This is a genomic window from Actinacidiphila sp. bgisy144 (assembly GCF_057708105.1).
Map to the genome: position 1 here is coordinate 417,560 of NZ_JBYIRM010000001.1, position 19,492 is coordinate 437,051.

Annotated in this window: 14 protein-coding genes; 6 read left to right on the forward strand and 8 right to left on the reverse strand. The window is 70.0% G+C overall.

Translation table 11 applies throughout. The features are described 5' to 3' along the window. Positions 1-13: 13 nt before the first annotated feature. A complete protein-coding gene (gene rpsG / locus AC3EVP_RS01990) occupies positions 14-484 on the reverse strand; it encodes a 30S ribosomal protein S7 (protein WP_033177779.1) in 471 nt (156 codons plus the stop codon). A gap of 2 nt (positions 485-486) precedes the next feature. After that, positions 487-858, reverse strand: a complete 372-nt coding sequence (rpsL, locus tag AC3EVP_RS01995) for a 30S ribosomal protein S12 (protein ID WP_014144289.1) — start codon at positions 856-858, stop codon at positions 487-489. Positions 859-1,227: 369 nt separating this feature from the next. On the opposite strand from rpsL, the gene AC3EVP_RS02000 reads away from it, so the two are divergent. The 6 genes from AC3EVP_RS02000 to AC3EVP_RS02025 all read left to right on the forward strand — a co-directional run bounded on the left by AC3EVP_RS02000 (position 1,228) and on the right by AC3EVP_RS02025 (position 7,965). Next, complete coding sequence (locus AC3EVP_RS02000; protein WP_335978263.1) at positions 1,228-1,962, forward strand: Crp/Fnr family transcriptional regulator; 735 nt, start codon at positions 1,228-1,230, stop codon at positions 1,960-1,962. Positions 1,963-2,094: 132 nt separating this feature from the next. Then, positions 2,095-2,955, forward strand: a complete 861-nt coding sequence (locus tag AC3EVP_RS02005; RefSeq protein WP_435125172.1) for a hypothetical protein — start codon at positions 2,095-2,097, stop codon at positions 2,953-2,955. After that, positions 2,952-5,060, forward strand: coding sequence for a hypothetical protein (locus tag AC3EVP_RS02010; protein WP_435125175.1), 2,109 nt, complete (start codon positions 2,952-2,954; stop codon positions 5,058-5,060). The genes AC3EVP_RS02005 and AC3EVP_RS02010 overlap by 4 nt, the downstream gene beginning before the upstream one ends. A 98-nt stretch (positions 5,061-5,158) precedes the next feature. Then, entirely contained in the window at positions 5,159-6,259 is a 1,101-nt protein-coding gene (locus AC3EVP_RS02015) for a PE-PGRS family protein (protein WP_435125177.1), read from the forward strand. Next, positions 6,256-6,747 carry a Pycsar system effector family protein gene (locus AC3EVP_RS02020; protein ID WP_335978271.1) on the forward strand — a complete coding sequence of 164 codons (492 nt, stop codon included), beginning with the start codon at positions 6,256-6,258 and terminating at the stop codon, positions 6,745-6,747. Before AC3EVP_RS02015 ends, AC3EVP_RS02020 begins: the two co-directional genes overlap by 4 nt. Positions 6,748-7,020: 273 nt before the next feature. Further along, positions 7,021-7,965, forward strand: coding sequence for a M48 family metalloprotease (locus AC3EVP_RS02025; protein WP_435125180.1), 945 nt, complete (start codon positions 7,021-7,023; stop codon positions 7,963-7,965). Positions 7,966-8,037: 72 nt separating this feature from the next. Here the strand turns inward: AC3EVP_RS02025 and AC3EVP_RS02030 are convergent, their stop codons facing one another. The 6 genes from AC3EVP_RS02030 to rplL all read right to left on the reverse strand — a co-directional run bounded on the left by AC3EVP_RS02030 (position 8,038) and on the right by rplL (position 19,411). Then, positions 8,038-8,529 (reverse strand): DUF1707 and DUF4190 domain-containing protein, encoded by a 492-nt coding sequence (locus tag AC3EVP_RS02030; protein ID WP_435125183.1) that lies wholly within the window; start codon positions 8,527-8,529, stop codon positions 8,038-8,040. Positions 8,530-8,608: 79 nt separating this feature from the next. Beyond that, positions 8,609-9,214 (reverse strand): TetR/AcrR family transcriptional regulator, encoded by a 606-nt coding sequence (locus AC3EVP_RS02035; protein WP_435125186.1) that lies wholly within the window; start codon positions 9,212-9,214, stop codon positions 8,609-8,611. 11 nt (positions 9,215-9,225) lie between these two features. Beyond that, positions 9,226-10,803, reverse strand: coding sequence for an MFS transporter (locus tag AC3EVP_RS02040; protein WP_335978280.1), 1,578 nt, complete (start codon positions 10,801-10,803; stop codon positions 9,226-9,228). A 181-nt stretch (positions 10,804-10,984) separates the two neighbouring features. Beyond that, on the reverse strand, positions 10,985-14,884 hold the full coding sequence (locus AC3EVP_RS02045; protein ID WP_335978282.1) for a DNA-directed RNA polymerase subunit beta': 3,900 nt from the start codon (positions 14,882-14,884) through the stop codon (positions 10,985-10,987). Between the two features lie 92 nt (positions 14,885-14,976). Beyond that, positions 14,977-18,462 carry a DNA-directed RNA polymerase subunit beta gene (rpoB, locus tag AC3EVP_RS02050; RefSeq protein ID WP_335978284.1) on the reverse strand — a complete coding sequence of 1,162 codons (3,486 nt, stop codon included), beginning with the start codon at positions 18,460-18,462 and terminating at the stop codon, positions 14,977-14,979. Positions 18,463-19,024: 562 nt separating this feature from the next. Beyond that, entirely contained in the window at positions 19,025-19,411 is a 387-nt protein-coding gene (gene rplL / locus AC3EVP_RS02055; RefSeq protein ID WP_435125190.1) for a 50S ribosomal protein L7/L12, read from the reverse strand. Between the last annotated feature and the right edge of the window lie 81 nt (positions 19,412-19,492).

The following is a 19,492-nucleotide window of genomic DNA, read 5'->3' on the forward strand; positions in this document are numbered from 1 at the left end:
ATGGGGGTGGTGACTACCAGCGGTAGTGCGCGAAGGCCTTGTTGGACTCGGCCATCTTGTGCGTGTCCTCGCGGCGCTTCACGGAGGCGCCCAGGCCGTTGCTGGCGTCGAGGATCTCGTTCATCAGCCGCTCGGTCATGGTCTTCTCGCGACGGGCGCGGGAGTACCCGACCAGCCAGCGCAGCGCCAGGGTGTTCTGGCGGCCCGGACGGACCTCGACCGGCACCTGGTAGGTCGCACCGCCGACGCGGCGGGACTTGACCTCGAGGGTCGGCTTGATGTTCTCCAGCGCGCGCTTGAGGGTGATCACCGGGTCGGCGCCGGCCTTCTCGCGCAGGCCCTCCAGGGCGCCGTAGACGATGCGCTCGGCGGTGGAGCGCTTGCCGTGCAGGAGGATCTTGTTGACCAGCGAGGTCACCAGCGGGGAGCCGTAAACCGGGTCGATGATGACCGGGCGCTTCGGGGCGGGGCCCTTACGAGGCATGCTTACTTCTCCTTCTTGGCGCCGTAGCGGCTGCGGGCCTGCTTACGGTTCTTCACGCCCTGCGTGTCGAGCGAACCGCGGATGATCTTGTAGCGAACACCCGGCAGGTCCTTCACACGGCCGCCGCGCACGAGCACGATGGAGTGCTCCTGAAGGTTGTGGCCCTCGCCCGGGATGTAGGCAGTGACCTCGATACCGCTGGTCAGACGGACACGCGCGACCTTACGGAGGGCCGAGTTCGGCTTCTTCGGGGTGGTCGTGTAGACACGCGTGCAGACGCCGCGGCGCTGGGGCGAACCCTTCAGCGCGGGCGTCTTGTTCTTCTCGACCTTGTCCTGCCGGCCCTTTCGGACCAGCTGCTGGATCGTAGGCACCGTTTCTCCGGTTTCTGTGTGCCGATCTCGATAAATCTAACCTGGGACCCGACCCACGCGGTCGGGTGTGTCGCGGACCCCACACGCATCCGCGTCCAGAAGATCGGAAAGCGCGTATGGTCGGGCGCCGCGGCCTCGATGTCCTCGTCCGGTCACACGGCACGCACAAGGACCCGGGCACACCCCAGGCACAGATGAGAGCGTACCTACCGCATCGGCTACGGTCAAAACAAATGCGCCGGGCCCCTTGACCCGTGGACGGGTGGCTGGCACCGCATGGTCGGCGCGGCCGTTCCGGCCCCCTCGGCGGGCCGCTGCACTAAGGTGATGCGGCCTCGTACCGCAGCGAATCGAGGGGGAGCTTCGCTCATGACGGTCACTGGTGCCACCGATCGAAGCGGCCCGCCCGGCCGGCCCGAACCGCCGAACACGCTGGACGACCGGATTCCCTTCCTCGCGCGTCTGGAACACGACGACCGGGTCGCCTTGCTCGCCCTCGGCCGTCCGCTGGTCTACCCGCCACGAGCGACCCTCGTCTACCAGGACGAGCCTCCCGCGCATGTCCTGCTGATCCTCAGCGGCTGGACCAAGGTCACGCACTCCGCGGTCAACGGATACGAGGCACTGCTCGCGCTCCGCGGCCCGGGCGACATCGTCGGGGAGGCGTCCGCGGTCAGCGGGCGGCCGCGCTCGGCGACGGTGACCGCGTTGGAGGCGGTCAAGGCCGTGGCCATCGAACGCGAACGGTTTCTGGCCCAGTTGGCCTCCTCTCCTGCCACCGCGCTGAAACTCCTGGGGCTCACGGCTGACCGCACCCGGGCCAGCGACCGCCGACGGGTGGAGTTCGGCGCGCTCGGCGTACGGGAACGGCTGGCCATCCTCCTGCTGGAACTGGCCCGTACCCACGGCACGCAGGTGCCCGAGGGACTGCGGCTCACCACCGGGCTGAGCCAGCACGACCTGGCCGGGTCGGTGGGGGCCTCGCGGGAAGCAGTCGCGCGGCTGCTGAAGGAACTTCGCGAACGGGACATCGTCCGTACCAGCCGTCGCAGCCTGGTCATCGTGCGGCCGGAGCAGCTGCGCCGGATCGGGCGCGGCGAGTAGCGGTCGGGACTGCCGCGCAGCGGCACCCCGTTGTGTGCATTCGGTCACAGACCGTCTGTGCCAGCGGCCCTCCCGATTGTCAGTGCGGTGCGGGAGAGTCAGGCGGCACGGATGAGTCCTTGAGAGGCGGCCATGACGGAACCAGTGAACCGCACCATCCTGCTCTTCGACATCGAGCGCTTCAGCCGGCGCGACGACGTGGAGCAGGCGTTCCTACGGCGGGGTCTCGACACCGTCGTGGAGGACAGCCTCGCCGCGGCCGGTGTGGAGCGCACCCAGCAGTACCGCGAGGACCGCGGCGACGGGCTGATCATCCTCATCAGCGGCGACGTCTCGAAAGCCCGGTTGCTCCGCGCGCTGCTGACGACCACGCCGGACGCGCTTCACGCGTACAACCGCTTCGCCGCCAGCAGCACCCAGATGCGGCTGCGCGTCGTCCTGGCGGCCGGTGAGGTCGCGCACGACCCGCAGGGCAGCACGGTCGGCGGCCTTGTCGGACACGACCTCAACCAGGCGTGCCGGCTGCTCGACGCCGACGTACTGCGCGCGGCGCTCCAGCAGCGGGAGTCAGCCGACTGCGTGTTGTGCGTGTCGACGTCCGTCTACGAGGGCGTGGTCCGGCACGGCCACCGCGGTCTGGACAAGGAGGAGTTCCACCGGGTCGCCGTGGCGGTGAAGGAGGACCGGCTGACCGCCTGGCTGCACGGACCGGTGCCCGACATGCCCGGGAGCCGTCACAGCGCACCGGTCGACGCCGGCGGCGCGGCGGAGGGTCCCACGCCTTCGACCGAGCCGGTGCCGGCGCCTGCGCAGGGCACGGCACGCCCGCAGGACGCTGCCGGCCGAAGCGTCCAGTTCACCTTCAACGGCGGCTCCCAGACCTTTGGCGGCAGTCAGGTCGCGGGCGACCAGATCGGGGTGAGCGGTGGCCAGGTCACCGGCGACGTGATCATGGGCGGCATCCGGCGGGACCCGGAAGGTGATCACCGATGAGCGACCCGGACGGTCGGCAGGACCAGACCGAGGAGCAGCAGGCGGAGGACGCTTCGGCCGACGGGCAGGAAGCCGGCGAGGAACAACAGGAGATCGAGGACGACCTCCCCCAGGACCCCTGGGTCGCCCGCCGCGAGCTGTACTTCCACGCCCCGAGCGCGTTCGGCGGAGGACTGACCGCGGGCGACCAGATCGGAATGTCCGGCGGCCGGGTGCACGGCGACCTGATCATGGGCAGCAAGGTGGAGAACCACTTCCGGTACGGGTCCGCCACCCACACCTCGGGGCTGCTCCCGCCCGCCGAACTGGCCGAGCTGGCCGAGGTCTTCGTCGCGGACGCCGACCGTGTCGACACCGCCCTGGCCCGGTTGCGCGAAGACCGTGTGCTGGTGCTGTCCGGCGCTCCCTACACCGGCCGCCGCAGCGCCGCGCTCATGTTGCTGCACACGTTGGGCGCGGCTCCGGTGCGCGAACTCGACCCGAAAACCCGCCCCACGGCGCTGAAGGACGAACTCGGCGCAGGCGCCCGCGGCTACCTGATCTGCGACCTGATCACCGACCGGGACCATCCGCTGCGGGACATCGACCTCCTGGGCCTGCGGGAGAAGCTGACGGAGGAGAACGCCTACCTCGTCGTCACCGTGGGTCTGGCCGCGTCGCTGTCCGGCGTACGGCCCACGGAGTGGAAGCCGCCGGCGCCCGATGCCGTCCTGCGGTCCCATCTGGCCCGACGGGTCGGTGACGCTCAGCGCGAGCGGTTGCTGCTCGGGATGGCGCCGGTCCGGGAGTTCGTCGCCCACGCCCACCACCAGCTTCGCGAGGCCGCGAGGTTCGCGGAGGCGCTGGCGGCCTACGCCCGGGGCGAGTTGACCGAGCAGAAGCTCGGCTCGTTCCAGGCTGCGGCCGTGACCGACCAGGTACAGGAGTGGTTCGGCGACGAGGAGACGCCGCTGCGGGACAAGGCGTTCCTGATCGCCCTCGCCGCCTTCAACGAGGCCCCGTACGCCCTGGCCGCCGAGCTGAGCGACGAGCTGTACGCCGCCCTCCAGCAGACCGAGCACCCCGCGGTCCGACCGGTGATCCCGGTCTTCGGCACCTCCATCGACAAGCGGCTGCAACTGGCCCGCGCGCAGGGGTACGAGGAGGTCGAGTACACCGAGTGGGGCGAGGTCCGCCAGTACAAGGCCCGCTTCTGTGAGCCGCTGGCCGCTCTGGTCATGCTGCGCGAGGTGTGGACCGGCTATCCCTCGGCCCGGCCCGCGCTGATCCGCTGGCTGCGTCGACTCGCCGACGACGGCCGGCCGCTGGTCCGCACCCGTGCGGCGGCGACCGCGGCGGTGCTGACATACGCCGACCTGCCCTCGGCCATGGCGCTCGTCGTACAGGGCTGGGCCGGTGCCAAGCGGTACCGCCGCTGCCTGGTCGCCGCCAACACGCTTGCACTTGCACATGGATTGGGCGCTCCGAACATCCCCAGCATCCTGCGCGCCTGGTGCGATCCGTCGCAGCCGGACAAGTGGCTGCGCTGGACGGCGATCCGGGCATACGGGCTCGTCGGCGCGGAGATGCCGGAAGCAGCGGTGGAAGCACTGAGCGACGCCGCCCGGGCCGAGGGCGATGACGAGGCCGCCGGCCCGATCGCCGAGTCCATGGCGCTGCTGCTCACGGGGCCCGCCGCCGAGGCCCGCAGCCAGGTACTGTCCGATCTGGCCGGCCTGGTCCACGACAAGCCGCCGGTCCGACGTGTGGTGCTCCGTGCGTTCGTCCTGGCCTGCGAGCACACGGACGACAACCTGTTGCTGCTGCGCTGGCACGCCGCAGCGGCAGCGTCGAGCGGTACCGCGGACGACCGGCACCTGGCGGCGCTGTGGCGAGCGGTTCTCGGCGACCTGGAACACACCGGGGGCGCCTTGCAGGCGCTTCGCCGGTGGGTGCGGCAGGCGGACACCGACCCCACCGTCGAGTCCGCCCTCCTGTGCCTGCTGCCGTCGATCGCGGTGACCGCCGACGACCGCAAACGTCTCAGCCATCTGCTGCGCACCCTGCCGTCCTCGCCCGGCGAACAGCCGCCGCAGGCGGCCGGCCGGCTGCTCGCCGCACTGTAGGCCGGCTCATCCGCACGAGATGTCCGCACCACGATCCACGCGTGCGGAAAGAGCGCAGCACCTCCCCATCCACCCCGCGACCAATTGGAGTGACGACCATGGCGGACTTCTCCCGCCCGCCGGACTGGGACCAGGGCGCCGACCGGCACAGCGACGTGCCCGACCCCGTGCTGCGGGTGCGCCAGCTCGCGCGCTTCGAGTACCGCAAGCTGTACACCCGGATCGACGACGCCCTGGTGTTCACCACCAGCAAGGGCGGCTACGACGTCTTCATGCCGCCGCGTCGGCCGAGCCGCTCGGACCTGGCGACGAAGCGGTACTCCGCCGTGTACGAGGTCGACATCGGTGTTCACCGCTGCGCGACGTCGCTGCGCCTGCCGAGCGACAACGACGCCTTTCACTTCACGGCGGAAGCCGAGCTGAGCTGGCAGGTCGTCCGTCCTGACCTGTTCGTCTCCAGTGGCGAACGCGATGTGCCGGCACTGCTGACCCGCCGGGTCGAGGAACTCGCCCGCCCGCACACCCGGCTGTTCGCGGTGGACCGCGCCTCGGCCGCGGAGGAAGCTGTGCGGCGCGCGGTCGAGACAGCGGGACCGCTCGGCGGCGAGACCGGACTGCGGGTGCACTCGGTCCTGCGCCTGCACGTGGACGACGAAGCCCTGGAGCACCAGCGTGGCCTTCGGCAGAAGCGCTACGCCGACGAGCAGCTCAGCGTCTCGCACGCGCTCGCCATGCGTGAGGACCGGCTCCAGGCGGACCGCATGACGGCTCAGGCCGAGCAGGAACACGACCTGGCGATGCTCAAGGCACGCGGCGAGATCGAACGCCAGAGCCTGGAAGCCGAGAAGATCAAGTACTACCAGTACTACCTCGAACAGGAGGGTGTGGCGTCCTGGGCGTTCCACCTCGCCCAGCACCCGGAGGACTCCCGCCTGGTGATGGAGAACCTGCGCAAGGACCAGATCGCCCTCATCCAGAGCCAGGCTCAGGTCGCCATGGAGGTTCTGAAAGGCCCGAGTCTGGAGGAGTACCAACGTGAGGGCGTGACCAAGCAGTCGCTCAAGTTCTTCGAGGACATGTTCACCCGCAACCTGCCGGGCGCCACCTGGGTTTCTCCCGCACCGGGCACCCTGCCGTGGGCCGGGTCCCAGGACGAACCGCCCGACGGTCCGACCCCGCCGAAGACGGACGAGCCGTGACCGCGTCCGTCGCCGGCCACCGATTACTCGCGGAGCTGCGCGCGGAGATCGCGCACGCTGACAACAAGGCGTCTGTGCTGCTCGGTGCGTTGAGCATGACGGCGGGTCTGGTCGGCGCGCTGCTCGCCGCACACGGCTGGACGCCGGAACGTCTCCCGACCGCGGCCCAATGCGTGTGGTGGGCCGGTGTCGCCTCGCTCGGCGGCTGTCTGCTGTCCCTTCTCCTTGCGATCGCCCCCCGGTACGGCAGGGCCTTCTGGACCCTCGGCCGCCCACTGACCTACTTCGACGACATCCGGCGTGCCGTCGCCCAGGACGTGCTGGCCCGCGCGCTGGCGGACACCGACGCCGCCCCGAACGCGGGTCTGATCGACGCGCTCTCCGCCACGAGCCGCATCGTCGGCACCAAGCACGCCTGGATACGCGTAGGGCTGATCGCCTACGCCGCGGGCGCGGTACTGCTACCCAGCGCCCTGCTCCTGAGCTGACGACGCCCACGACGCCCCACCGGAAGGCATAACCGCATGACCACCCCGTCCGACGCTGCCGGCGAGGGCCCGGCCGACAGCCGCGGCCCGGCCAAGGTCCCGCCGCAGTACCCCACCGCCGCGGAGCCGGCACCACCGCGATACCCCACCTCCTCCCGATCGGTACCGCCGGACTACCCCGGCGGCGGACCGCCGCGCCCCGCGCCGGGCCCCACCAAGACCGCACCTCCTCCCCCTCCTGCGCAGGACTCGGCACCGTTTCCACGGCAACGGATGACGGGCGATGCGCCGGGCCGGGTGCACATCGCCAAACGGCAGCGCGGGCTGGACGCCACCGCGATCGGCCAGTTGGTGTTCTACCTGCCGAGCTTCGTGGTCAGCCTGGTTCTCGTCGCCGGTCTCGCGCAGGCGGTGCTCCCCCACGAGGGCTGGGTCGTCGTGGTGGCCTGGCTCGCCTCGGGGGCTTTCGCCTTCCACCCGCCATCCGAGGACTTCATCGCCCGCTACCTGCTGCGACTGCGCTACCCGACCCCGTGGGAGTCGGCCCGCCTGGAGCCGCAGTGGCGGAAGGTGACCGCGCGGGCCGGTGTGGAAGGGCGCGCCTACCGGCTCTGGGTCGAGGACAGCGACGACCTCAACGCCCTTTCGGCAGCGGGCCACATCGTCGGAATCACGCGCTTCGCGCTCACCCTGCCCGAGGACCAGCTCGCCGCTGTGCTGGCGCACGAACTCGGCCATCACACCGACGGTCACGCCTGGTCGTCCCTGCTCGGCTCCTGGTACGCGGCCCCCGGACGGCTGGCGTGGGCCGTGGTCCGCGCCGTGACCCGCTTCTGCCGACGGTTCAGCAGTTGTCTCACCTTCCTCCTGCTGATCGCGGTGGTCGGTGCGGTGGCAGCGCTCGCGCTCGCGTACTGGTTCGTCGTCGTACCGCTCCTGGCTGCGCCGTACCTGCTGGCCGCCGTCAGTCGCCGAGCCGAGCTGCGGGCGGACCGGCACGCGGCCGCCCTGGGCTTCGCGCCGATGCTCGCCCAGGTCCTGCACGTCATGCAGTCGCAGCAGTGGGCCGACCCCCGCACCGCGGGTCTCGCGCTGACAGCGCACGGCACTACGGCCGCGACGGCGCACGGCGGCCTGCCCGGCAAGCTGCTTTCCTCTCACCCGGACTACCACACCCGGCTCCACCACCTGCGGCCTTACCTGGAGCAGGCCCGATGAACGGCGCCGGGCAGCCGCAGGAGGGGGGCGGCGGCCCGGCGCTCCCGGTGCGGTCCGATGTGTCGAGGGGCCTCAGGGGCCCGGGGCGGTGGCGATGAAGGCGGCGACCAGGGCGATGAAGGCGGTGATGACGGCGAGGCAGGCGTAGCCGAGGACCAGGCCGGCGGTGGCCTGGCCGTCGCCGGACTCGCCGGTGCGGCGGATCTGGGTCTTGGCGACGTGCCCGCAGATGACCGCCGGGATCGCGGTGGCGCCCAGGGTGAAGGCGGCCAGGACGCCGCAGACGAGGGAGGCGGTGGCCGCGGTGTTGGTGCGCCGGACCGCGGGGACGAAGACCGGGGCCGGGGCTGGGGGCGGGGGCGCCGGGGGGAAGGGCGGCAGCGGGTAGGGCGGCGCGGCGGGGTGGGGGATGTCCGCGGTGATCCGGTCGAGGTCGTCGTAGGTGCGGGCCTGGTAGGCCCGGCCGACCCGCTCGTCGTACTCCTCGGGCCGCAACCGGCCCTGGGTGTACGCCTCCTTGAGGATGTCCACCGCGCGCTCACGGTCCCCGTCGCTCGCCAGCATGCGTTGATGCATGCCCCGGCAGGCGCCGATCAGCCGCGACTGCCGTGCGGTGTCGAGAAGTTGTGACACAGCGGCGCGGCTACGCCTGTTCGCCGTCGGTGCCGGGCGGCGTCGCGGTGAGGTGGGTGAGGACCTCGGTGACCAGGGCAGCCAGTTCGGCGCGGGGGACGGACCGGATGTCCTCGAACCAGCCGAGCGAGCGGCTGAGGGTGATGCCGTAGAGCGCGGAGACCGCGATCTCCGCGCGCAGCCGGGGCCGGTCGAGGTGCTGGCCGGCGATGTCCTCGGCCAGGGGCTCCACGACGCGGCGGGCGAGGCGGTCGCGGGCGGCCACCCGGATCTCCGGCGAAGTGTCGGACCGGATCAGGGCCTGCATGATGGGCCCGGGCCCGCGCTCGTCGGACCGCCGGACCAGGGTCTCCGCGATCTGCGCCAGCCCGCTGAACTCGGCCGGCCCGCTGACCGCGGCGTCCTCGGCGACCACCGCGGCGACATACAGCTCCGCCTTGTTGCCGAAGTAGCGGGCGATCAACGCGGCGTCCACGCCCGCGCGTTCGCCGATCTCCCGGATCGTGGTCCGCTCGAAGCCCTTCTGCCCGAACAGCTCCTGGGCGGCCCGCAGCAGTGCCTGCCTGCTGGCGGCCGCATCGCGGGGGCGCCCGGGCCCCGTCTGCGCGACGCCCACCGTGGTCCTCCTCAGCGGGTGTCCGAAGCCCGGTCGTCGACGGTCATGAAGCCGGAGCCGGCGAGTTCGGCCTCCTCCTCCATCATAGGGACGACCGCCGCGGCCTCCTCGGCCTTCGCCCGCACCCGGCTGCCGCCGCCCAGCCCGGGCAGCACGAAGCTGATCACGGCCGTGGCCACGGCCAGCGCCGACGCGAAGAGCAGTGCCGTCTCGAAGCCGGACACCTTCGGCAGGGCGCTGCCCGCCGGGGTGTGCGCCATCAGCACCGCGGCCGACAGCGCGCTGCCCAGCGTCAGGCCGATGCTGCGCAGCACCTGGTAGAAGCCAGTCGCGCTGCCGGTCTCACTGGCCGGCACCGCGCGCACGATGAAGCCGGGCATCGCCGCGTAGGTGAAGCCCATCCCGAAGCCGGCGATCCCGGTGACCACGAACGCCTCCCACAGGTGGGAGTGCTCCAGCGCGAAGAAGCCGGTGCCGAAGGCGAAGATCAGCGAGCCCAGCGGGATCATGCTGCGGGTGCCGAACCGCCGTTCGTAGATCCCGAGGAAGCGGCTGGCCACGAAGTTCGCCGCCGCGTAGGGCATCAGCACCAGGCCGGAGACGACGAGCGAGGCGCCGAAGCCGTAGCCCCGGTCCGTCGGGACCTGGACGAACTCGACCACCACCGGCAGCAGCAGGTACATCGCCACGCTGATCAGGAAGCCGCCGGTGTCGGCGGTGAGCACCGAGCGGTTCTTCACCTGGCGCAGGTCGATCAGCGGGTCGGTGGTGCGCAGCTCGTACGGAATCCAGGCCGCGAGCAGCACCAGGCTGGCGGCGAAGATGCCCAGGGTGCGGGCCGAGGTCCACCCCCAGCCGCCGGCTTCGCTGAGCGCCACCGAGAGCCCGACGACGACCAGGCTGATCAGGGTCGCGCCCACCGTGTCGAACCGCCGCGAGGGGACGTCCGCCCGGCCGGGCAGCACGAACGCGGCGAGCAGGAAGGCGGCGCCGACGGTGATCGCGCCGAACCAGTACGCGCCCCGGTAGTCGAAGGTCTCGGCGATCAGCGCGGTGACCGGGTAGCCGAGGCCGGCGCCGATCGCGGCGGTCACCGAGAGCGTGGCGATCGCCTGCCGCGACTTCTCGGGGGTGAGGTTGCGCCGGGCGACGGCCATCGCCACCGGCAGCAGTCCGAGGCCGACCCCTTGCAGGCCACGCCCGACGATCAGCATCGCGAAGCCGTTGGACAGGGCGGCGACCACGCAGCCGGCGACCACCGAGCCGAGCGCGGCGAGGATCACGTCGCGCTGCCGGGGCCCGTCGGAGAGCCGGCCCATCAGCGGGGTGGCGAGGGCGCCGGTCATCAGCGTGATGGTCAGCAGCCACTCCGCGGTGCTCAGCGAGACCCCGTCGGCGTCGGCGATGGTGGGGATCAGCGGGGCGCCCAGGCTGGAGACGACCGACATCAGCGAGCCGACGATGATCAGGGTCGGCCCGAGCAGCCGCAGCCGCAGCCCGCTCGGTAGGGCCCCGGGGCCGGTGGCCCCGCCTGTTATGTGTGCGCTGCTGGACACGGTGCCGCCGCTCTCCCCGGGTTCGGATGTCACCAGGCGATGTCACCCAGTGATGTCATCAGATGATGACAACTGGAGATAACGGTATCACGCAACTATCTCGGCCCCGAAGGGGGCCTGGCGGGCGACCCCGGGCACGCACGCGAAAGGGCGGCCGCCCCGGAACCCCGGGGCGGCCGCCCTCCATGACTGCTCAGGCCGTCAGGCCCACGCCTCAGCCGTTGTACGGGCCGTAGTCGTAGTCCTCCAGCGGCACCGCCTGGCCGGAGCCGGTGCCGAACGGGCTGTAGTCGATGTCGTCGTAGCCGACGGCCGAGTACATCGCGGCCTTGGCCTCCTCGGTCGGCTCCACCCGGATGTTGCGGTAGCGGGACAGGCCCGTACCGGCCGGGATGAGCTTGCCGATGATGACGTTCTCCTTCAGGCCCAGCAGCGAGTCCGACTTCGCGTGGATCGCCGCGTCCGTCAGCACCCGGGTCGTCTCCTGGAAGGAGGCGGCCGACAGCCAGGACTCGGTGGCCAGCGAGGCCTTGGTGATACCCATCAGCTGCGGGCGGCCCGAGGCCGGGTGACCGCCCTCGGAGACCACGCGGCGGTTCTCGGTCTCGAACCGGCCGCGCTCGACCAGCTCGCCCGGCAGCAGCTCCGCGTCGCCGGACTCGATGATCGTCACCCGGCGCAGCATCTGCCGGATGATGATCTCGATGTGCTTGTCGTGGATCGACACGCCCTGCGAGTTGTAGACCTTCTGCACTTCCTGCACCAGGTGGATCTGGACCTGGCGCTGGCCGAGGATGCGCAGCACGTCGTGCGGGTTGGTCGCGCCGTAGGTGAGCTTCTGGCCCACCTCGACGTGGTCGCCCTCGCCGACCTGGAGCTTGACGCGCTTGGAGATCGGGTAGGCGATCTCGTCGGCACCGTCGTCCGGGGTGACGATGATCTTCTTGGTCTTCTCGGTCTCCTCGATCCGGACCCGGCCGGCCGCCTCGGAGATCGGCGCGACACCCTTGGGCACGCGCGCCTCGAAGAGCTCGACCACACGCGGCAGACCCTGCGTGATGTCGTCACCGGCCACACCACCGGTGTGGAAGGTACGCATCGTCAGCTGGGTGCCGGGCTCACCGATCGACTGGGCGGCGATGATGCCGACCGCCTCGCCGATGTCCACCAGCTTGCCGGTGGCCAGCGAACGCCCGTAGCAGTAGGCGCAGGTGCCCACCGCCGACTCGCAGGTGAGGATCGAGCGGGTCTTGACCTCCTCGACGCCGTGCCGCAGCAGCTGGTCGATGAGGACGTCGCCCAGGTCGACGTTGGCGGGGGCGATGACCTTGCCGTCCACCACGACGTCCTCGGCGAGCATCCGCGCGTACACGCTGGTCTCGACGTCCTCGGCCTTGCGCAGCGAGCCGTCCTCGGCGCGCTCGGCGATCCGCAGCTTCAGACCGCGGTCGGTGCCGCAGTCCTCCTCGCGGATGATCACGTCCTGCGAGACGTCCACCAGACGACGGGTCAGGTAACCCGAGTCGGCGGTGCGCAGCGCGGTGTCGGCCAGACCCTTACGGGCACCGTGGGTGGAGATGAAGTACTCCAGCACGGACAGGCCCTCGCGGAAGGACGCCTTGATCGGACGCGGGATCGTCTCGTTCTTGGCGTTCGACACCAGGCCGCGCATACCCGCGATCTGACGCATCTGCATCATGTTTCCGCGGGCACCCGAGTCGACCATCATGAAGATCGGGTTGGTCTTCGGGAAGTTGGCGTTCATCGCCTGGGCGACCTCGTTGGTCGCCTTGGTCCAGATGTTGATCAGCTCGTCCGAGCGCTCCTGCTTGGTGATCAGGCCGCGCTCGTACTGCTTCTGGACCTTCTCGTCGAGCGCCTCGTAGGAGGCGATCAGGCCCTTCTTCGCCTCGGGCACCACGATGTCGGTGACGGCCACGGTGACGCCCGAACGGGTCGCCCAGTGGAAGCCGGCCGCCTTCAGGTTGTCGAGCGTCGCCGCCACGATCACCTTCGGGTACCGCTCGGCGAGGTCGTTGACGATCTCGGAGAGCTGCTTCTTGCCGACCGCGTAGTCCACGAACGGGTAGTCCTCGGGCAGCAGCTCGTTGAAGAGCGCCCGGCCCAGGGTGGTGCGCAGCCGGAAGCTGTCACCGACCTGGTACGGCTCCTCGCCCTCCACCGGCTCCGGCGGGGTCCAGCCGCGCGGCGGGACGGTGCCCACCGGGAAGCGGATGTCCACCTTGGCCTGCATGGACAGCTCGCGCGCGTCGAAGGCCATGATCGCCTCGGCGGTCGCGCCGAACGCCCGGCCCTCGCCGATGACCTCGCGCTCCTCGGAGTCCGTGGTCAGGAAGAACAGGCCGAGCACCATGTCCTGGGTCGGCATGGTGACCGGGCGGCCGTCGGCGGGCTTGAGGATGTTGTTCGAGGACAGCATCAGGATGCGGGCCTCGGCCTGCGCCTCCGCGGACAGCGGCAGGTGCACGGCCATCTGGTCGCCGTCGAAGTCCGCGTTGAACGCGGTGCAGACCAGCGGGTGGATCTGGATGGCCTTGCCCTCGACGAGCTGCGGCTCGAACGCCTGGATGCCCAGCCGGTGCAGGGTCGGCGCGCGGTTGAGCAGCACCGGGTGCTCGGCGATGACCTCTTCCAGCACGTCGTACACGACCGTGCGGCCGCGCTCGACCATGCGCTTGGCCGACTTGATGTTCTGCGCGTGGTTGAGGTCCACCAGGCGCTTCATCACGAACGGCTTGAAGAGCTCCAGCGCCATGGCCTTGGGCAGGCCGCACTGGTGCAGCTTGAGCTGCGGGCCGACGACGATCACCGAGCGGGCGGAGTAGTCCACGCGCTTGCCGAGCAGGTTCTGGCGGAACCGGCCCTGCTTGCCCTTGAGCATGTCGGAGAGCGACTTCAGCGGACGGTTGCCGGGGCCCGTCACCGGGCGGCCGCGGCGGCCGTTGTCGAAGAGCGCGTCGACGGCCTCCTGGAGCATCCGCTTCTCGTTGTTCACGATGATCTCGGGCGCACCGAGGTCGAGCAGGCGCTTCAGGCGGTTGTTGCGGTTGATCACCCGGCGGTACAGGTCGTTCAGGTCGGAGGTGGCGAAGCGGCCACCGTCGAGCTGGACCATCGGACGCAGGTCCGGCGGGATCACCGGGACGCAGTCCAGCACCATGCCGCCGGGCTTGTTGGTGGTCTGGAGGAACGCGGAGACCACCTTGAGCCGCTTCAGGGCGCGGGTCTTCTTCTGGCCCTTGCCGGTGCGGATGATCTCGCGGAGGCGCTCGGCCTCCTCCTCCAGGTCGAAGGACTCCAGGCGCTTCTGCAGCGCCGCGGCACCCATCGAGCCCTGGAAGTACGTGCCGAAGCGGTCGCGCAGCTCGCGGTAGAGCAGCTCGTCGCCCTCCAGGTCCTGGACCTTGAGGTTCTTGAAGCGGGCCCACACCTCGTCGAGCCGGTCCAGCTCGCGCTGGGCGCGGTCGCGCAGCTGCTTCATCTCGCGCTCGGCGCCCTCGCGCACCTTGCGGCGGACGTCGGCCTTGGCGCCCTCGTTCTCCAGCTCGCCGAGGTCGGCCTCCAGCTTCTTCTGCCGGGCCTCGACATCGGCGTCGCGGCGCTGCTCGACCTGCTGGCGCTCCACGGAGACCTGGGCCTCCAGGGAGGGCAGGTCGCGGGTGCGGCGCTCGTCGTCCACCCAGGTGATCATGTACGCCGCGAAGTAGATGACCTTCTCCAGGTCCTTCGGGGCGAGGTCGAGCAGGTACCCCAGGCGCGAGGGCACGCCCTTGAAGTACCAGATGTGGGTGACCGGCGCGGCCAGCTCGATGTGGCCCATCCGCTCACGCCGCACCTTGGCGCGGGTGACCTCGACGCCGCAGCGCTCGCAGATGATGCCCTTGAAGCGGACACGCTTGTACTTGCCGCAGTAGCACTCCCAGTCCCGGGTGGGGCCGAAGATCTTCTCGCAGAAGAGCCCGTCCTTTTCCGGCTTGAGGGTGCGGTAGTTGATGGTCTCGGGCTTCTTGACCTCGCCGTGCGACCAGGTCCGGATGTCGTCCGCGGTGGCCAGGCCGATCCGCAGCTCGTCGAAGAAGTTGACGTCGAGCACTGTGTCGTCAATCCCTCTCAGGGTTGATTCTCAAATGGTCTGAACGGGTCGCGGGAGAGCCCGTCCGGTGGGAGACCGGACGGGCCGGCCCGTCAGACCTCTTCGACGCTGCTCGGCTCGCGCCGGGACAGGTCGATGCCGAGCTCCTCCGCCGCACGGAACACGTCCTCGTCGGTGTCCCGCATCTCGATGGACATGCCGTCCTTGGACAGCACCTCCACGTTGAGGCAGAGCGACTGCATCTCCTTGATGAGCACCTTGAAGGACTCGGGGATGCCGGGCTCGGGGATGTTCTCGCCCTTGACGATGGCCTCGTAGACCTTCACGCGGCCGAGCACGTCGTCGGACTTGATGGTCAGCAGCTCCTGGAGCGCGTAGGCGGCGCCGTACGCCTCCAGCGCCCACACCTCCATCTCGCCGAACCGCTGCCCGCCGAACTGCGCCTTACCACCCAGCGGCTGCTGGGTGATCATCGAGTACGGGCCGGTGGAGCGGGCGTGCAGCTTGTCGTCCACCAGGTGGTGCAGCTTGAGGATGTACATGTAGCCGATGGAGATCGGCTCCGGGAACGGCTCGCCGGAGCGGCCGTCGAACAGCCGCGCCTTGCCGGAGGGCCGCACCATCCGGTCGCCGTCGCGGTTGGGGATCGTGGCCTCGAAGAGACCGACGATCTCGTCCTCGCGGGCGCCGTCGAAGACCGGCGTGGCCACGTTGGTGCCCGGCTCGACCCGGCCGGCGCCGATGCCGTCCAGCCGCTGGGCCCACTCCTCGGCGATGCCGGAGACGTCCCAGCCCTGCTTGGCGAGCCAGCCGAGGTGGATCTCCAGTACCTGGCCGGGGTTCATCCGGGACGGGACGCCGAGCGGGTTGAGGATGATGTCGACCGGGGTGCCGTCCTCGGTGAACGGCATGTCCTCGACCGGCAGGATCTTGGAGATGACGCCCTTGTTGCCGTGCCGGCCGGCGAGCTTGTCGCCGTCGGTGATCTTGCGCTTCTGGGCGACGTAGACCCGCACCAGCTGGTTGACGCCGGGCGGCAGCTCGTCGCCCTCCTCGCGGTCGAAGACGCGCACGCCGATGACCTTGCCGACCTCGCCGTGCGGCACCTTCAGGGAGGTGTCGCGGACCTCGCGGGCCTTCTCGCCGAAGATCGCGCGCAGCAGCCGCTCCTCCGGGGTCAGCTCGGTCTCGCCCTTGGGGGTGACCTTGCCGACCAGGATGTCGCCGGCGACCACGTCGGCGCCGATCCGGATGATGCCGCGCTCGTCGAGGTCGGCGAGGACCTCCTCGGAGACGTTCGGGATGTCCCGGGTGATCTCCTCCGGGCCCAGCTTGGTGTCGCGGGCGTCGACCTCGTGCTCCTCGATGTGGATCGAGGACAGGACGTCGTCCTGCACGAGGCGCTGCGACAGGATGATCGCGTCCTCGTAGTTGTGGCCTTCCCACGGCATGAACGCGACCAGCAGGTTCTTGCCGAGGGCCATCTCGCCCTCGTCCGTGGACGGTCCGTCGGCGAGCACCTGGCCGGCCACCACGCGGGCGCCCTCGTCCACGACGACCTTCTGGTTGAAGGAGGTGCCCTGGTTGGAGCGGGAGAACTTGGCGACCCGGTAGGTGGTGTAGGTGCCGTCGTCGTTGGTGACCGTGACGTAGTCGGCGGAGACCTCCTGGACCACGCCGTCCTTCTCGGCCTTGATCACGTCGCCGGCGTCGACCGCGCAGCGGTACTCCATGCCGGTGCCGACCAGCGGCGCCTCGGCCTTGATCAGCGGCACGGCCTGGCGCATCATGTTCGCGCCCATCAGGGCGCGGTTGGCGTCGTCGTGCTCCAGGAACGGGATCATCGCGGTCGCGACCGACACCATCTGGCGCGGCGAGACGTCCATGTAGTCGACGTCGTCGCCGGGGATGTAGTCGATCTCGCCGCCACGGCGGCGGACCAGCACGCGGGACTCGGCGAACCGCAGCTCGTCGGTGAGCGGCGCGTTGGCCTGCGCGATGACGAAGCGGTCCTCCTCGTCGGCGGTCAGGTAGTCGACGTGGTCGGTGACCTGGCCGTCGGTGACCTTGCGGTACGGCGTCTCGATGAAGCCGAACGCGTTGACCCGGCCGTAGGAGGCGAGCGAGCCGATCAGGCCGATGTTCGGGCCTTCGGGGGTCTCGATCGGGCACATCCGGCCGTAGTGCGACGGGTGCACGTCGCGGACCTCGAAGCCGGCCCGCTCACGGGACAGGCCGCCGGGGCCGAGCGCGTTGAGCCGGCGCTTGTGCGTCAGGCCCGACAGCGGGTTCGTCTGGTCCATGAACTGGGAGAGCTGGCTGGTGCCGAAGAACTCCTTGATGGAGGCGACGACCGGCCGGATGTTGATCAGGGTCTGCGGCGTGATCGCCTCGACGTCCTGGGTGGTCATCCGCTCCCGGACCACGCGCTCCATACGGGCCAGGCCGGTACGGACCTGGTTCTGGATCAGCTCGCCGACGTTGCGGATGCGGCGGTTGCCGAAGTGGTCGATGTCGTCGGTCTCGACGATGATCGACCGGCCGGAGTCGCCCACGGTCTCGGTCTCGCCCGCGTGCAGCTTCACCAGGTACTTGATGGTGGCGAGGATGTCCTCGGTGGTGAGCACGCCGGCGTCCAGCGGCGCGTCGCTGCCGAGCTTCTTGTTCACCTTGTAGCGGCCGACCTTGGCCAGGTCGTAGCGCTTCGGGTTGAAGTAGAGGTTCTCCAGCAGGGTCTGGGCGGCCTCCTTCGTCGGCGGCTCGCCCGGGCGCAGCTTGCGGTAGATGTCCAGCAGCGCGTCGTCCTGGCCCTGGGTGTGGTCCTTCTCCAGGGTGGCGCGCATCGACTCGTACTCGCCGAACTCCTCGAGGATCTGCTCGGTGGTCCAGCCGAGCGCCTTGAGCAGCACGGTCACCGACTGCTTGCGCTTGCGGTCGATGCGCACCCCGACCATGTCGCGCTTGTCGATCTCCATCTCCAGCCAGGCACCCCGGGACGGGATGATCTTGGCGGAGAAGATGTCCTTGTCGGACGTCTTGTCGATGGAGCTGTCGAAGTACACACCCGGCGAGCGGACCAGCTGCGAGACGACGACACGCTCGGTGCCGTTGATGCAGAAGGTGCCCTTGCTCGTCATCAGGGGGAAGTCGCCCATGAAGACGGTCTGGGACTTGATCTCGCCGGTCTCGTTGTTGGTGAACTCGGCGGTGACGAAGAGCGGGGCGCCGTAGGTGAAGTCGCGCTCCTTGCACTCGTCGAGCGAGTTCTTCGGCGGCTCGAAGCGGTGGTCACGGAACGTGAGGGACATCGACCCGGAGAAGTCCTCGATCGGGGAGATCTCCTCGAAGATCTCCTCCAGACCGGACTTCCTGGGGACGTCCTGCCCACTGTCCAGGGCCGCCTCGACCCGGGCCTTCCATGCCGCGTTGCCGAGCAGCCAGTCAAAGCTCTCGGTCTGGAGCGCGAGGAGGTTCGGAACTTCGAGCGGTTCACGGATCTTCGCGAAAGAGATGCGCAGCGGGGCGGTGCTTGCGCCGTTGTTCGAATGGGTGGTCGAGGCGTTGCGCGAGGCGGCCAAGAGGGGGTCCTTCCGAGGGCTCGGACTCACTACGCGCGTACCGGACCGAACCCGAGCTGAAGAGAAAAGCCCTGATGACAGGCTTCCTCACGAGTGCTCGGACACGGGCATACCCCTGGTGACGGGCCAGGCAGCAGCTAACAGGCAGCGCAAAGGGTCAGTGTAGCCACTTGGCCCACTGATGTCCAGGCTGAGATTCGGAGTACCGAATCGTCGCCCCCTCCGCCCGTCTCACGGCCGCGTCCGCCCGGCCCTCGGAGCCCGGGTCCCGCGTCCGTCATCCATCATGTCCTGCCTGCCGCGCGGACCACCGCAAGCGGGTCCACCCGACCACCAACGCATCCATTCCCGCTTCGCCGGCGATCCATGCATCCGGCCCCTGACGAAGTGTGGGGCCGGCGGGCACCGGACCGGGCGACCGCGGGTGGCGGCGCGTCCTGAGAATTGCGCGCCGCGTGCCATCCGTCAAGGCCCAAGCCTCGCGGAGATCGAAAACGACCGAGGGCGGCCACCCGTTCGGGTGGCCGCCCTACGGCGGGTGGAGCAGCTGCGGAGCGAGGTGTTACTTGACCTCGACCGAAGCGCCGGCGCCCTCGAGGGACTCCTTCGCCTTGTCCGCGGCTTCCTTGGTGGCCTTCTCCAGGACGGGCTTCGGGGCGCCGTCCACGAGGTCCTTGGCCTCCTTCAGGCCCAGCGAGGTCAGCTCACGCACGACCTTGATGACCTGGATCTTCTTGTCACCGGCGCCGGTGAGGATGACGTCGAACTCATCCTTCTCCTCGACGGCCTCGGCCGGGGTGCCCGCGGCACCGCCGGCGGCGGCGACCGCGACCGGAGCGGCGGCGGTGACGTCGAACTTCTCCTCGAACGCCTTCACGAACTCGGAGAGCTCGATGAGGGTCAGGCTCTCGAACTGGGCGAGCAGTTCGTCCTGGGTCAGCTTCGCCATGATTGGCGTCCTTCCATTCATTCGGCTGGTGCCGTGGTGTACATGTCGGCGGGCGTACGTCGGGCCCGCGGCGACCGCTCC